Annotated in this window: 15 protein-coding genes; 6 read left to right on the top strand and 9 right to left on the bottom strand. The window is 66.7% G+C overall.

Going from position 1 to position 14,914, the window contains the following annotated elements:
- Window positions 1-51: 51 nt before the first annotated feature.
- Window positions 52-438: a cupin domain-containing protein gene (locus tag B9C43_RS38575; protein WP_033390201.1), complete on the top strand. Its 387-nt coding sequence runs from the start codon at window positions 52-54 to the stop codon at window positions 436-438.
- A 34-nt stretch (window positions 439-472) separates the two neighbouring features.
- Window positions 473-760: an Lrp/AsnC family transcriptional regulator gene (locus B9C43_RS38570; RefSeq protein ID WP_033390200.1), complete on the top strand. Its 288-nt coding sequence runs from the start codon at window positions 473-475 to the stop codon at window positions 758-760.
- Here B9C43_RS38570 and qcrB (B9C43_RS38565) read toward each other — a convergent pair.
- The 5 genes from qcrB (B9C43_RS38565) to ctaE all read right to left on the bottom strand — a co-directional run bounded on the left by qcrB (B9C43_RS38565) (window position 757) and on the right by ctaE (window position 6,844).
- The gene (gene qcrB, locus B9C43_RS38565; RefSeq protein ID WP_084432097.1) at window positions 757-2,343 is read right to left on the bottom strand and encodes a cytochrome bc1 complex cytochrome b subunit; all 1,587 of its coding nucleotides are present in this window, start codon (window positions 2,341-2,343) and stop codon (window positions 757-759) included. The genes B9C43_RS38570 and qcrB (B9C43_RS38565) overlap by 4 nt on opposite strands.
- Before the next feature lie 128 nt (window positions 2,344-2,471).
- The gene (gene qcrB / locus B9C43_RS38560) at window positions 2,472-4,130 is read right to left on the bottom strand and encodes a cytochrome bc1 complex cytochrome b subunit (protein ID WP_084432094.1); all 1,659 of its coding nucleotides are present in this window, start codon (window positions 4,128-4,130) and stop codon (window positions 2,472-2,474) included.
- A complete protein-coding gene (gene qcrA / locus B9C43_RS38555; protein ID WP_051897083.1) occupies window positions 4,127-5,266 on the bottom strand; it encodes a cytochrome bc1 complex Rieske iron-sulfur subunit in 1,140 nt (379 codons plus the stop codon). The genes qcrB (B9C43_RS38560) and qcrA overlap by 4 nt, the downstream gene beginning before the upstream one ends.
- Before the next feature lie 47 nt (window positions 5,267-5,313).
- Complete coding sequence (gene qcrC, locus B9C43_RS38550) at window positions 5,314-6,153, bottom strand: cytochrome bc1 complex diheme cytochrome c subunit (protein WP_084432091.1); 840 nt, start codon at window positions 6,151-6,153, stop codon at window positions 5,314-5,316.
- 61 nt (window positions 6,154-6,214) lie between these two features.
- Window positions 6,215-6,844 carry an aa3-type cytochrome oxidase subunit III gene (gene ctaE / locus B9C43_RS38545; RefSeq protein WP_084432088.1) on the bottom strand — a complete coding sequence of 210 codons (630 nt, stop codon included), beginning with the start codon at window positions 6,842-6,844 and terminating at the stop codon, window positions 6,215-6,217.
- Between the two features lie 130 nt (window positions 6,845-6,974).
- Between ctaE and B9C43_RS38540 the strand changes: the two genes are divergently transcribed.
- Both B9C43_RS38540 and trpD read left to right on the top strand, forming a co-directional pair.
- Window positions 6,975-7,385 carry a hypothetical protein gene (locus B9C43_RS38540; protein WP_033390194.1) on the top strand — a complete coding sequence of 137 codons (411 nt, stop codon included), beginning with the start codon at window positions 6,975-6,977 and terminating at the stop codon, window positions 7,383-7,385.
- A gap of 5 nt (window positions 7,386-7,390) precedes the next feature.
- A complete protein-coding gene (gene trpD / locus B9C43_RS38535) occupies window positions 7,391-8,431 on the top strand; it encodes an anthranilate phosphoribosyltransferase (protein ID WP_084432085.1) in 1,041 nt (346 codons plus the stop codon).
- A gap of 176 nt (window positions 8,432-8,607) precedes the next feature.
- On the opposite strand, the gene B9C43_RS38530 is transcribed toward trpD, so the two are convergent.
- On the bottom strand, window positions 8,608-9,006 hold the full coding sequence (locus B9C43_RS38530) for a cytochrome c oxidase subunit 4 (protein WP_033390192.1): 399 nt from the start codon (window positions 9,004-9,006) through the stop codon (window positions 8,608-8,610).
- Window positions 9,007-9,026: 20 nt separating this feature from the next.
- Window positions 9,027-9,959, bottom strand: coding sequence for an aa3-type cytochrome oxidase subunit II (gene ctaC, locus B9C43_RS38525; protein ID WP_051897082.1), 933 nt, complete (start codon window positions 9,957-9,959; stop codon window positions 9,027-9,029).
- 198 nt (window positions 9,960-10,157) lie between these two features.
- Here ctaC and asnB point away from each other — a divergent pair, with 198 nt between their 5' ends.
- Complete coding sequence (asnB, locus tag B9C43_RS38520; RefSeq protein ID WP_084432082.1) at window positions 10,158-12,083, top strand: asparagine synthase (glutamine-hydrolyzing); 1,926 nt, start codon at window positions 10,158-10,160, stop codon at window positions 12,081-12,083.
- A gap of 3 nt (window positions 12,084-12,086) precedes the next feature.
- Window positions 12,087-13,439, top strand: coding sequence for a decaprenylphosphoryl-beta-D-ribose oxidase (locus B9C43_RS38515; protein ID WP_200825894.1), 1,353 nt, complete (start codon window positions 12,087-12,089; stop codon window positions 13,437-13,439).
- On the opposite strand, the gene B9C43_RS38510 is transcribed toward B9C43_RS38515, so the two are convergent.
- Complete coding sequence (locus B9C43_RS38510) at window positions 13,432-13,911, bottom strand: XdhC family protein (protein ID WP_084432079.1); 480 nt, start codon at window positions 13,909-13,911, stop codon at window positions 13,432-13,434. The two genes, B9C43_RS38515 and B9C43_RS38510, sit on opposite strands and share 8 nt — an antisense overlap.
- Window positions 13,908-14,840 (bottom strand): carbohydrate kinase family protein, encoded by a 933-nt coding sequence (locus B9C43_RS38505; RefSeq protein ID WP_033390188.1) that lies wholly within the window; start codon window positions 14,838-14,840, stop codon window positions 13,908-13,910. The genes B9C43_RS38510 and B9C43_RS38505 overlap by 4 nt, the downstream gene beginning before the upstream one ends.
- Window positions 14,841-14,914: the final 74 nt, after the last annotated feature.

The raw sequence follows: 14,914 nt of genomic DNA, 5'->3' as shown, positions 1-14,914 counted from the left end.
TGCAATTCCTAGCACTCACCGCACCGCCGCACCAGGCCGGAGGATCAAGCCATGAATCCGATCGACCTGACCGCCGCGCTGGAAGGCTTCGACGCACCGTGGAGCCCGCGGATCATCGCGTACATCAACAACTACGACGTCCGGATCGCGAAGTTCGCCGGCGAGCACGTCTGGCACGTGCACGAGGACACCGACGAGTTCTTCCTGGTCCTGAGTGGCGAGATCGAGATCGGCTTACGCGAGGACGCCGGCGAGCGCACGGTCACGCTGCAGCAGGGGCAGATATTCGTCGTGCCACGCGGCACGTTCCACAAGCCCTCGTCCAAGCTGGGCGCGTCCGTCCTGCTGGTCGAGCCGACCGGGACGCTGTCAGTGGGTGATCGACACGACGATGTGCCAGGGCACATCGACGTCACCACGGGTCACGTCGCGGTCTAGTCTGTGCCTTGGCAGACGACCAGGGAGGACACCCGTGATCAAGGCGATCGTGATGATCCAGGTGGATGCGGCGAGCATTCCCGAGACCGCGCAGGCCATCGCCGATGTCCCCGGCGTCACCGAGGTGTACTCGTGCGCCGGTGACGTCGACCTGATCGCGATCATGGGCGTGGCCAAGCACGAGGAGCTGGCCGACCTGATCCCCGGCCGGATCAGCAAGATCCCCGGTGTGGTCGCGACCGACACGCACATCGCGTTCCGGTCCTACTCCCGGCAGGACACCGAAGCCGCCTTCTCGATCGGCTCCGAGGACGCCGACTAGCGCTGTTCTGGATGACCGTTGCGCCGAGCCGCTTCCAGTGCCTTGGTCTCCTCGACCGGGTCAGGGCTCAGCAGTGTTCCGGCGACCGGGCGACCGGCCGAACCGAGTTTGTTCATCTTCTTCGGTACGGCCGCGCCCTGGTACACGAGCGGACGGTCACCCAGTGGCTGGTGTAGCTCGATGAACTCGCCGTGTGGCAACCGTTTGATGATGCCGGTCTCAATGCCGTGCGCCAGCACTTCGCGGTCAGACCGTTGCAGGCCAAGGCAGATCCGGTACGTGATGAAGTAGGCCAACGGCGGCAACACAAGCAGCCCGATCCGGCCCATCCACGTGGTCGCGTTCAACGAGATGTCGAACTTCTCCGCGAACACGTCGTTCGCCGCGGACAGCAGCATCACCATGAAGTACGTGATCGCCATGGCACCCAACGAAGTCCGGACCGGCACGTCACGCGGCCGCTGCAACAGGTTGTGGTGCGCGTAGTCCTTTGTGAACTTTCGTTCGATCCAGGGGTAGACCGCGGCAAGCCCGGTGAGCAAAGGCAGCCCGAGGACGAACGGGAAGAACGCGGCCGGGATCGTGTAGTCCCAGAACGAGATTTCCCAAGCGGGCCACAGCCGGACGAGCCCGTCCGTCCACGCCATGTACCAGTCCGGCACGATGCCCGCGGAGATGTGCGCGGTGTTGAACGGCCCGAAGTTCCAGATCGGGTTGATCTGGAACAACCCGCCGAGCAGGGCGATCACGCCGACCACGATCGCGAAGAAACCGCCTGCCTTCAACGAGAAGTACGGCATGATCCGCACACCGACCACATTGGACTCCTTGCGCAGGTGCCCGGGGAACTGGGTGTGCTTCTGGTACCAGACCAGGCCGACGTGCACCACGACCAGCGCGAGAATGATGCCGGGGATGATCAGGATGTGTGCGGTGTAGATGAACGGGATGAACTCCTCGCCAGGGAACTCGCCGCGGAACAGCAACGCGTTCAGCCAGGTCCCGATCACCGGAATGGACATGATCAAGCCCGAGGTCACCCGGATCCCGGCGCCGGAGAGCAGATCGTCCGGCAGCGAGTAGCCGGTCAGGCCCTCGACCGTGCCGATCAGGAAGATCACGATCCCGATCACCCAGTTCGCCTCACGCGGCCGCCGGAACGCGCCGGTGAAGAACGTCCGGAACATGTGCAGCACCAAGGCAGCCATGAAAAGCAACGCCGCCCAGTGGTGCACCTGGCGCACGAACAGACCACCGCGCACCTCGAACGAGATGTTCAACGCGGACTCGTAGGCCCGGGACATCTGAACGCCCCGCAGGTTCGCGTACGCCCCCTGGTACTCCACGTGCTGCATCGAGGGATCGAAGAACAAAGCCAAATAGGTCCCGGAAAGCAGCAAAACGATGAAGCTGTACAGCGCCACTTCACCGAGCAGGAACGACCAGTGCGTCGGGAAGACCTTGTTCAGCTGGCGCCGGATCCCGCCCGCGGCGTGCAGCCGGTCGTCAGCCCAGTTCCCCGCCGCGGCCGCGGCTTTCGCGGCCCGGTTCGGTCCCTTTGTCGGTGTGGTCAATCCGCTCACGGCGCCTCCCCAGGTCCCCGCCTTTCATTCTGTTCACACCGGATAGCGGGCACCCAGGGACGTAGGTCCCGAATAAGACAGGACCCCCTCCCGGGATGGGGAGGGGGTCCTGGTGGGTACTACGAGACTCAGCCGTGGCTGTGCGAGCCTGGTCCTTCGCTGTGCTCGCCGACCTGGCCGTTGCCGTGACCGTTGTGCTGGGCGGCGCGGGCCGCTTCCAGCGCCTTGGTCTCCTCGATCGGGTCGGGGGTCAGCAGCGTGCCCCGGACCGGACGGCCCGCGGAGCCGAGTTTGTTCATCTTCTTCGGCACCGCGGCGCCCTGGTAGGCCAGCGGGATCGGGTGGCCGTGGTCGTCGACCGGGCCGAGCGGCTGGTGCAGCTCGATGAACTCACCGTGCGGCAGCCGCTTGATGATGCCGGTCTCCACACCGTGCGCCAGCACCTCGCGGTCGGCGTGCTGCAGGCCGAGGCAGATGCGGTAGGTGATGAAGTACGCAAGCGGCGGCAGGACCAGCAGGCCGATCCGGCCCATCCAGGTCGTCGCGTTCAGCGAGATGTCGAACTTCTCCGCCAGCACGTCGTTCGCGGCCGACAGCAGCGCGACCATGAAGTACGTGATGGCCATGGCACCCAGCGAGGTGCGGACCGGCACGTCACGCGGCCGCTGCAGCAGGTTGTGGTGCGCGTAGTCCTTGGTGAACTTCCGCTCGATCCACGGGTACACCGCCGCGATACCGGTCAGCAACGGCAGACCGAGCATGAACGGGAAGAACGCCGCCGGGATCATGTAGTCCCCGAGGTAGACCTCCCACGCGGGCCACAACCGGATCAGGCCGTCGGTCCAGCCCATGTACCAGTCGGGCACGGTTCCCGCGGAGATGTGCGCCGGGTTGAACGGGCCGAAGTTCCAGATCGGGTTGATCTGGAAAAGGCCACCGAGCAGTGCGGTCACACCGACGACGATGGCGAAGAAGCCGCCGCCCTTCAGCGAGAAGTACGGCATGATCCGCACGCCGACGACGTTCTTCTCGGTGCGCATGACACCGGGGAACTGGGTGTGCTTCTGGTACCAGACCAGACCCACGTGCACCGCGACCAGCGCGAGCAGGATGCCCGGGATCAGCAGGATGTGCGCGGTGTACAACATGGGGATGACTTCTTCACCCGGGAACTCACCGCGGAACAGCAGTGCGTTCACCCAGGTGCCGATCACCGGGATGGACAGGATCAGACCCGACATGATCCGCAGGCCCGCACCGGAGAGCAGGTCGTCCGGCAGCGAGTAGCCGGCGAAGCCCTCGATGGCGCCCAGCATGAACAGCAGGATGCCGATGACCCAGTTCGTCTCACGCGGGCGGCGGAACGCGCCGGTGAAGAACACGCGGAACATGTGCAGCACGATCGCGGCCATGAACAGCAGCGCCGCCCAGTGGTGCACCTGGCGGACGAACAGACCACCGCGCACCTCGAACGACAGGTTCAGCGCGGTCTCGTAGGCCCGCGACATCCCCAGGCCACGCAGGTTGGTGAACGCGCCCTGGTACTCCACGTGCTGCATCGACGGGTCGAAGAACAGCGCGAGGTACGTACCGGACAGCAGCAGCACGATGAAGCTGTACAGCGCCACTTCACCGAGCAGGAACGACCAGTGCGTCGGGAAGACCTTGTTGAGCTGCTTGCGCAGGCCACCCGCGGCGTGCAGCCGGTCGTCGGCCCAGTTACCAGCCGCCGCGGCCATCTTGGCCGCCGGGTTCTGCTGTTTCGTTGGCGTGGTGAGACCGCTCATGACTTACGCTCCCAGAAGGCCGGTCCGACCGCCTCGTTGAAGTCGTGTCGGGCATAAAGGTAACCCGTCACCTCGTCGACCTCGATGGGCAACTGCGCCAGTTTGCGCGTGGCGGGCCCGAAGATCGGCTTGGCGTACTGCAACGCGTCGAACTGCGACTGGTGGCACGGGCACAGGATCCGGTTGGTCCGCTGCTCGTACAGCGAGGTCGGGCAGCCGAGGTGGCTGCAGATCTTCGTGTACGCGTAGTAGTCGCCGAAGTTGAAGTCCTCCTGGCCCTGGTGCTTGACCACCCGCTTGGCGTCCTCGGGGCGCAGGCGAATCAGCATCACCGGGTTGTCCGAGCGGCGCAGTGCCTCGACCAGCTCGTGCTCGTCGACCCGCTCGGTACCGGCCAGCATGCCGTCCAGCTTGGCGTAGTCCACGCCGCCGGACGCGCTCTTCGGAGCGTGGAAGGGGAACACCGTCTCCATCGAGCCCGCGTCCAGGTCCTCCGGCTTGACCAGCTCGAGGGCGTGCGCGTCGCCGGTGTCGCGGCGCAGGAACACGCGCTCGCCGTCGTGCGCCAGCCAGCCGGTGTGCCACAGGCCGTTCTCGTTGGTCGAGTCCTTGTGCGGGTTGTGGATCAGGCTGCCCAGTGGCAACGCGGCGGTGGCCAGTCCGAACGCACCCGCACCGAACAGCGCCGAGCGCTTGATGATCGACCGGCGGGCGATCGTGCTGCGGTCACCGGCGTCGGCCATGTGCGCGACGAAGGTCTGCCGGTCCAGCTCGGTCGAGCGGCCTTCGTGCCGCTGCTGCACCGCGACCTCGTGCGGCAGGAACTTCTTGGCGTACATGACCACGCCGACACCCACGCCGAGGATCGACAGACCCAGGGTCAGCCCCAGCAACGGCGTGTACAGCAGGTACAGGACGTGACCGTCGGTGTTGGCCGGGGCGTAGTGCCACGGCCACCACAGGAACACACCGATGAACGCCAGCCCGGACAGCCCGGCCAAGGTGAACCACGCGGCGACGGCGCGCTCGGCGCGCTTCTCCGCCTTGGTGCCCTTGACCGGCCACGGGTCGGTGTACTCGACCAGCTCGACGTCGTCGAGTTTGCCGCCCAGCTTCAGCAGCTGGTCGCGGTCCATCTCGGCGAGCTCGGCCTCGGTCGGCAGGCCTTCTTTGTTCTGCTCGCTCACGACTTGGCTCCGATCCACAACGTGATGCCAATCAGCGCCGCCATCCCCACGATGAACGCGATCAGACCCTCGGACTGTGGTCCGAGTCCGCCCAGAGGCGCGCCACCGGGGTTGTTGTTCCCGTCGGTCACCGACTTGACGTACGCGATGATGTCCTTCTTCTCCTCCGGCGAAAGCTGGCGGTCGGAGAACTTGGGCATGTTCTGCGGACCGGACAGCATCGCCGCGTAAAGCTGCTCCTCGGTCGCCGGGTCGAGCTCGGGCGCGAACTTGCCGGACGACAGCGCACCACCACGACCGGTGAAGTTGTGGCAGGAAGCGCAGTTCATCCGGAACAGCTCGCCACCGCGCGCCGGGTTGTCCCCGCGCAGCTGCTGGCCGTGCTCCTCAGGCAGCTTCGGGCCGCCCGCGCCCTTCGACTCGATGTACGCGATGACCGCGTCGATCTCCTCGGGGGAGAGCTTCGGTGGCTTGCGCTCGGCCTGCGCGTTCTGCGCGGCCATCGGCATCCGGCCGGTCGAGGTCTGGAAGTAGACCGCGGCCTCACCGATGCCGATCAGGCTCGGGCCACGGTCCTTCACACCCTGGCCGCCCTCACCGTGGCAGGTGATGCAGGTGTTGTTGTAGATCTGCTCGCCCTTGCGGACCAACGCCGGGTCCTGTGCGGCGTTGGCGGTCTGCGGTTCGGGGGCGATCGCGCTGTACAACGCGCCGACACCGATGAGCGCCACGCCCAACGCGAGCAGGCCGGAGATCCGCCGGCGCCGCTTGGAGGAGCGGGCTTGCTTGCGCGCCGCCTTGCTCTCCCCGGCGGCTTCCGCCTTCTTACTCGTCATGGTGATGGGCAACCTTGCTGGAGTCAGTTCGGGTTTCGGTTATCCGCTACATGCGAAAGCGTCAGGGCACGATGTAGATGACGGCGAACAGCCCGATCCACACGATGTCGACGAAGTGCCAGTAGTACGAGACCACGATCGCGGCCGTGGCCTGCGCGGGCGTGAACTTGCTCATCCGGGTGCGGATCAGCAGGTACACGAACGCGATCAGACCGCCGATCACGTGCAGCCCGTGGAAGCCGGTGGTCAGGTAGAAGACCGTGCCGAACCCGCCGGACGGGATGGTGACGCCCTCCTGGATCAGGTTCACGTACTCGATGCCCTGGCCGGCAACGAAGATCGCACCCATCACCAGGGTCAGCGTGTACCAGCGGCGCAGGCCGAACACGTCGCCCTTCTCGGCCGCGAACACGCCGAGCTGGCAGGTGACCGACGAGAGGATCAGGATCACCGTGAACGGCGTGGCGAAGACCACGTCCAGGTGGATCGGCTCGCCGCCGGGGGTGAGCGGTGGCGGCCAGTGACCGGTGGAGTTCTGCGCCTTCACCGTGAAGAACATGGCGAACAGTCCGGCGAAGAACATCAGCTCACTGGACAGCCACACGATGGTGCCCACACTGACCATGTTCGGCCGGTTCAGCGAGTGCACACGCTGGCTGATCGAAGGCGTAGCTGTTGTCACGCGACGCATTATGTCTTGCGGTTATCCGCCTCGCCCGGTCGGGTACCGGTTGGGTCGCGGGCCGTGTCGCGGGCCCGTGGCGATAGCATTCCACTGGTCGTGATCAGGCCTAGTGAGAGAGCCGGAGGGCGCTGGAGATATGAGCACGCAGCCGCTGACGATCCTGGTCTTCAGCCACCGGCCCGAGGTGCGGGAGAGCATCATCACAGCCGTCGGCCGCCGCCCGGCCGCTGACCTGGGCAGGGTGACGTTCGTCGAGGCCGAGACGGTCGCCGACGTCATCTACCACATGGACGCGGGCGACACGGACCTCGCGATCCTCGACGGCGAGGCGCAGCCGACCGGCGGCATGGGTCTGTGCCGCCAGCTGAAGCACGAGATCGACGACTGCCCGCCGATCGTGATCGCGGTGCGTCGCAAGGACGACCGTTGGCTGGCGACGTGGTCGCAGGCGGACGCCGTCCTCGTGCACCCGCTCGACCCGCTGACCGCCGCTGAGACGGTCGCGGACGTGCTGCGGTCGCACAAACTGCCCACCGTCCGGGGCTGAGCGCGATGCGGCGCGACAGCTGGCCGGCGCTGCTCAACCACTTAGTCGGCGGCGGTGACCTGACCGCCGAGGACACCTCGTGGGCGATGAACGAGATCATGTCCGGCAACGCCACCAACGCCCAGATCGCCGGGTTCGCCGTCGGTCTGCGCGGGAAAGGCGAGACGCCGGGCGAGATCGCCGGGATGGCGGCGGGGATGCTGCAGCACGCCACCAGGGTCGCGCTGGACATCCGCGCGGTCGACGTGGTCGGCACGGGCGGTGACCGGTCCGGCAGCGTGAACATCTCGACGATGAGCGCGATCGTGACGGCTGCCGCCGGGGTACCCGTGGTCAAGCACGGCAACAGGTCGGCGTCGTCCAAGGCGGGAACCGCGGATGTGCTTGAGGTTCTGGGCATCGCGATCTCGTTGGGCCCTGAGGGTGTCGCGCGGTGCGTCGAGGAACTGGGCATCGGCTTCTGCTTCGCGCCGGTGTACCACCCGGCACTGCGGCACGCCGGTCCCGTGCGCTCGGAGTTGGGGATTCCCACGGCATTCAACGTGCTGGGGCCGTTGACCAACCCGGCGCAGCCCGCGGCTGGCCTGATCGGCTGCGCGTTCGAACGTCTCGCGCCGGTGATGGCCGAGGTGTTCGCACTGCGTGGCGCGTCTGTGCTGCTTGTGCGCGGTGACGACGGACTCGACGAGATCACCACGTGCGCAACGACTTCGGCATGGGTCGTCGACGGCGGAACGGTGCGGTCCGAACGTATCGATCCGGGCACATTTGGGCTCGACCTCTGCACACCCGAGGACCTGCGCGGCGGAGACGCCAAGCACAACGCCGAAGTTGTCCGGCAGGTGCTGGCAGGCGAGCAGGGCCACGTCCGCAACGCGGTGCTGCTCAACGCAGCGGGCGCGGTGGCCGCGTATCGGGGCTTCACGGGCGATCTGGCAGCCGATCTGGCGGCCGGGCTCTCCCAGGTCGCCGATGCGGTGGATTCGGGCGCAGCGGCGACCCTGTTGGACCGTTGGGTGGCCGTGTCGAGCGCGCTGGCTAAGTGATCTCGACCTGAACCGGCCGGGCCTGGCCACATACGCCCTCGGCGGCGCACGCGGTGACCGCGACGAGAACGTCGCGCTCAGCGGTGAAGGCCATGCGGGCGCGGCTCGGTCGCGCCGTACATGCGCGAAGGGCCTCCCGCTCGACAGCGGGAGGCCCTTCGCGATGCAGTTGTGTGTCAGTCCTTGTCGGGCTGGGTGTGGTACTCGAAGACCAGGCCGCCCACGGTGATCAGGATGCAGACGATGCCGATCACCAGCAGCCAGATGTGGAAGTACGCCAGCGCGAACCCGGTCAGCGCGGCCGACGCGGCCAAGCCGACCGGCCAGTAGCTGCCCGGGCTGAAGAAGCCCAGCTCACCCGCGCCGTCGCTGACCTCGGCCTCGGGGTTGTCCTCGGGGCGCTCCTCAACGCGGCGCGCCACGAAGCTGAAGTAGCTGCCGACGATCAGCGACAGGCCGCCGGTCAGGGTCAGCCCGACGATGCCGACCACCTCTTTGGCCCAGAAGCCGTAGAGGATCGCCGCGGCGAAGAAGAACGCCGTGCAGATGTGGAAGATTTTGGCTTCGACCTTCATGGTTCCTTCTCCCGTGCCCCTCAGCCCGAAGCCGTCCGCGCGGTGCGGTCGGGGTTGAACGGAGACGTGGTCACCGCGTACGGCGTGCACAGCTCGCCGCAGTTCATCTGCGTCAAGGCCTCTGCGGCGGTGTACGGCGCCGCGGTGCGCGGGTTGATCTGGGTCCGCAGGCGCAGGTACTGGTCGAACTGCTCACCCGGCAGCGCACGGACCTCGAAGTTCATGAACGCGTGGTACGAGCCGCACAGCTCCGCGCACCGGCCGACGAACGAGCCAGGACGGTCGATCTTGTTCTGGAACGTGTTGTCCTGGTTGTTCTTCTCCGGGTACGGGAAGACGTCCCGCTTGAAGTGCATCTCCGGCACGTAGAACGAGTGGATCACGTCCCGCGCCCGCAGCTGGTACTCGACCACCCGCCCGGCCGGCACGACCAGCAGCGGGATCTCCCGCGTGCTGCCGACCGTGTGCACTTCGCCGCCGCCCTGGACGGTCGGCTTGGTGCCATTGGACTCCAGGTAGCTGAAGTCCCAGTTCCACTGGAAGGCCAGCGCCTGGACCTTCAGGTCCGGCTTGTCGGTCTTGGCCAGCACCCGGTTCTCGGTGCTCGCGGTGAACACGAACAGCACGACCACGATGATCACCGGGATACCGGTGTAGATCAGCTCCAGCACGTTGTTGTACTGGGTCTGCCGGGGCAGCTTGTCGCCCTTCTTGCGGTGGAACGCGACCGGCCACAGGATCAGCACCCACGTGATGACACCGACGACCAGTGACGCGATCACCGACCCGGTCCACAGCCTGCGCATGTCGTCGGCCTGCTCGGTGACACCCACCGGCCAGCCGAACCGCAGCACCTCATCGGTCGAGCAGCCGGTCGCCGCGAACGCGACCAGGCCGACCAGCCCGATGACCTTGGCCAGCCTGCGCTTGCGCGAGCGCTCCTCTTGGCTCACCGTTCGCTCTCCTCCTTGCCGCGACTTGCAGGGTTTGATGCTCGGCTCTGCAAGCAAGTCTTTGAGCGTTTCGCTCCTGCGGGAGCGTAGCTCAGCGACATATGTGACGTGGATCAGGGCCCTGCGCGCGTCGCGCCGAATCCCGCAGAGGGCATACTGGCCATTCAAACACCACTCGACCGGAAGGTATCCGAGAGCGTGTGCGGTCTGCTTGGCCTGGTCTGCCCCTCTGAACTCGACGCCGACGCGGCCCGTAGCGCGGTCGACGCGGCACTGCGCTGCCAGCGGCACCGCGGCCCCGACGAGAGCGGCACGTGGGCCGACCGCGGGGTGATCTTCGGCTTCAACCGGTTGTCGATCGTCGACATCGCGCATTCCCACCAGCCACTGCACTGGGGCCCGGTGGAGGCGCCGAACCGGTACACCATCCTGTTCAACGGCGAGGTCTACAACTACCTCGAGCTGCGCGCGGATCTGAAACGCGAGTTCAACCTCAAGTTCGCCACCGACGGCGAGGCCGAGGCGATGGTGGCCGCGTACCACTTCTACGGCCCCGATGTCGTGAAGCGCTTCCGCGGCATGTTCGCGTTCCTGATCTGGGACTCGCACCGGCAGACGCTGTTCGGCGCGCGGGACCCGTTCGGCATCAAGCCGCTGTTCTACGCGTCCGGCCCCGGCGGGATGGCGTTCGCCAGCGAGAAGAAGAGCCTGCTCGCACTGGGCCGCACGCTGGGCATGTCGCCGCGGTTGGACAAGACGGCGCTGCAGCACTACATCGTCCTGCAGTACGTGCCGGAGCCGGAGACCATGCACGACACGGTCCGGCGGATCGAGTCCGGCACGTCGTTCACGGTCACGCCGGACGGCACGATGACCATGAACCGGTACTTCGACCCGAACTTCCGCCCGTTGTCGGTCAGCCAGTACGAGTCAGGCCGGCTGCACTCGGACATCGCCGCGGTGATGCGCGACTCGGTCGCCAAGCACATGCGCGCTGACGTGACAGTCGGCTCGTTCCTCTCCGGCGGTATCGACTCGACCGCGATCGCGGCACTGGCCAAACAGCACAACCCGGACCTGATCACGTTCACCACCGGGTTCGAGCGCCAGGGTTACTCCGAAGTGGACGTCGCCGCCGAATCGGCAGCGGCCATCGGCGTGAAACACGTGGTCCGCACGGTCTCCCCGCAGGAAGTGATGGAGACCCTGCCGCTGATCGTGTGGTACCTGGACGATCCGGTGGCCGACCCGGCGTTGGTGCCGTTGTGGTTCATCGCCCGCGAGGCCCGGCAGTACGTGAAGGTGGTGCTCTCCGGCGAGGGCGCGGACGAGCTGTTCGGCGGTTACACGATCTACCGCGAGCCGATTTCCTTGGCGGCGTTCGAAAAGGTGCCCGGCGCGCTGCGCAAGGCGATGGGCAACCTGTCGACGAAGCTGCCGGAAGGCAAGCGCGGCAAGGACTTGCTGCGCCGCGGCGCGTTGAAGCTGGAAGAGCGCTACTACGGCAACGCGCGCATCTTCCGCGACGACCAGATCCAGCGGGTGCTGCGGACGTTCAACCCGGCGATCGGCCACATGGACGTCACCGCGCCGTACTACCGGATCTCCAAGGACTGGGACCCGGTGACCCGGATGCAGCACGTGGACCTGTTCACGTGGCTGCGTGGCGACATCCTGGTCAAGGCCGACAAGGTGACCATGGCCAACTCGCTCGAGCTGCGCGTGCCGTTCCTGGACCCGGAGGTCTTCAAGGTCGCCTCGCGCATCCCGCTCGAGGAGAAGATCACCAAGGAGACCACGAAGTACGCGCTGCGTGCCGCGATGCGCGACATCGTGCCCGCACACGTGCTCAACCGGCGCAAGCTCGGCTTCCCCGTGCCGGTGCGGCACTGGCTGCGTGAGGAAATGTACGAGTGGGCCGCCGGGATCATCCGCGACTCGGCCACCGACCCGTTCCTGGACAAGGCGGCCGTGCTGGAGATGCTGGAAGAGCACCGCCGCAACGAGATCGACCACAGCAGGCGGCTGTGGGCCTTGCTGGTGTTCATGATCTGGTACGGCATCTTCGCCGAAGGCCGGATCCGCCCGCAGGTTCCCGAGCCCCACTACCCGGTCCGGCTCTGACCCGTGACAGAACTCCGGACGCTGCACGGATGGGGCCGTACCGCCCCATCCGTCGCCACTGTGCTGTCCACGCCGGACGTCGAGGTCATCGCGAAGGCGGTGACTTCGGCGGGCTCGCGTGGCGTCATCGCGCGTGGTCTCGGCCGCTCCTACGGCGACCCGGCGCAGAACGCGGGTGGCCTGGTCGTCGACATGACCGCGCTGGACCGGATCCATTCGATCGATCCCGGCTCGGGTCTTGTCGACCTGGACGCCGGTGTGAGCCTCGACAAGCTGATGCGTGAGGCGCTGCCGCACGGGTTGTGGGTGCCGGTGCTGCCGGGGACGCGTCAGGTGACCGTCGGTGGCGCCATCGCGAACGACATCCACGGCAAGAACCACCATTCGGCGGGCACTTTCGGCAACCACGTGGTGTCGATGGACCTGCTCACCGCGGACGGGCAAGTTCGCACGCTGAAGCCGGACTCGGAGCTGTTCTGGGCGACTGTCGCCGGGATCGGGCTGACCGGGATCATCACCCGCGCCACGATCCGGATGAAGAAGACCGAGACGGCCTACTTCGTGGTCGACGCGGACCGGACCAACAGCCTCGACGAGACGTTGGCGCTGTTCATGGACGGCTCGGACCTGGCGTACGACTATTCGATGGCCGTGCCGGACCTGATCTCCTCCGACAGCCGGATGGGCCGGGCGACGTTCTCCCGCGGTTCACTGGCCACAGTGGACGAACTGCCGCCGAAGCTGCGCAGCCAGCCGTTGAAGTTCGACGCCCCGCAGCTGGCGACGCTGCCCGACCTGTTCCCCAACGGGCTGGCCAACAAGCTGACCTTCGGCCTGGTGAACGAGTTGTGGCAGCGCACGGTGCCCAAGGGCGGCGCCCGCGGCCAGATCCAGAACCTGACCCGGTTCTACCACCCGCTCGACATGCTCGGCGAGTGGAACCGGGCTTACGGCTCCAAGGGTTTCCTGCAGTACCAGTTCTCCGTCCCCTTTGGACGTGAGGACGAGTTCAAGGCGATCTGCCACCGGATCGCCACATCGGGGCACTACTCGTTCCTCAACGTGGTCAAGCGGATGGGCGAGGCGAACCAGGCGCCGCTGTCGTGGCCGGCTCCTGGCTGGATGCTCAGCGTCGACTTCCCGATCAAGGACGGGCTCGGCCGCGTGTGTGACGAACTGGACGAGGCCGTGCTCGCGGCGGGCGGACGGCTGTACACTGCGAAGGACTCCCGCACGTCCGCGGAGACCTTCGCGAAGATGTACCCGCGGCTCGACGAGTGGCGCAAGATCCGGGATTCCGTCGACCCGGAAGGCGTTTTCGTCTCGGACATGAGCCGCAGGCTCAATCTCACATAGAGGCTTGGAAGTCGAACCCGCCAGGGCGGCCATTGCGGTCCGCGACAAGGCCCGCGATGGTCGCGATGGCGATCTCCGGTGGCGTACGGGACCCGATGTTCAGCCCGACCGGCCGGTGCACGCGTGCGATCTGCTCGTCGGGCACGCCAAGGTCCTTGAGCGCCTTGACATGCGGGCCTTCGTGCCGCGGATTTCCCATCACACCAACCCATCGCACCGGGAAGGCCAGTACGTCACGCAGTACGGTGCCGAGCTCTTCCCGGTGGTGGTTGGTCACCACCACGTCGTACGAGCCGTCCAGCTCGGGCAGAGCCTCACCCGGTTCGTAGACGAAAGCGTTGTAGCCCAAGTCTTTGGCGTAACGCACGAGGTGCTGGGCGACCGGGGTGTCGAACACCGCGACCAAGCCGCGGTGTTCGACCTCGGGGGCTGCTTTGCCGTGCGCCACGTCGCACGAAGGGTCGCCACTCATGGCAGGACGGCTGCGATGTCCTGTGCGGCTTCGGGTCCGTACGCGCCGCTGATGCGGGTCACGGCCTCGGCGGCGTCGAACGTCCACTCCTGCGGGCCCATGGTCTCCAGAACCAGCACAGCGATGTACGACCCCAGCTGCGCGGCCCGCTCAAGGTCCAAGCCGTGCGACAGACCGGCCAGGAAGCCAGCGCGGAAGGCGTCACCGACGCCGGTCGGGTCGGCCTTGGTCAGCTCGGGCACCGCGGTCACGTGCACGACCGGGCCCTTGCGGTCGACGATCTCCGCGCCCTTCTCGCCGAGCGTGGTGATCCGCATGCCGACCTTCTCCAGCACCTCGGCCTCGGACCAGCCGGTCTTCTTCAGCAGCAACTCCCACTCGTAGTCGTTGCTGAACAGGTACTTGGCGCCGACGACGAACTCGCGGACCATCTCGCCGGTCATCCTGGCCAGCTGCTGGGACGGGTCCACCGCGAAGGTGTAGCCGCGCTGACGGCACTCCTGCGCGTGCCGGATCATCGCCTCGGGGTCGTCCGGGCTGATCATCACCAGGTCCAGCGCACCGACCTGGTCGGCGATCGGCTTGATCTCGATGTTGCGCGCCTCGGCCATCGCACCGGCGTAGAACGACGCGATCTGGCACATGTCCTCGTCGGTCGTGCAGACGAACCGGGCGGTCTGCGCGGTCTCGGAGATGTGCACGCCACTGCAGTCGACCCCGTGGCGCTCCAGCCATGACTGGTAGTCACCGAAGTCCTTGCCGGCCGCGCCGACCAGCACCGGCTTGGCGCCGAGCACACCCATACCGAACGCGATGTTGGCGCCGATCCCGCCGCGCCGTACCTGCAAGTCGTCTACGAGGAAGCTGAGGGAGAGCCGGTGGATCTGCTCGGGAACTACCTGTTCGCCGAAGCGGCCCGGGAAGTGCATCAGATGATCGCTGGCGATGCTTCCGGATACGGCTACGGGCACTTCAGCCCTCCTGTCTCGTACGGGCAACTAGG

Origin of the sequence: Kibdelosporangium aridum, from assembly GCF_900176515.1 — a bacterium.
Lineage (GTDB): Bacteria > Actinomycetota > Actinomycetes > Mycobacteriales > Pseudonocardiaceae > Kibdelosporangium > Kibdelosporangium aridum.
Note: the sequence above shows the minus strand (reverse complement) of the source record. Positions and strands in the feature narration are given on the sequence as shown.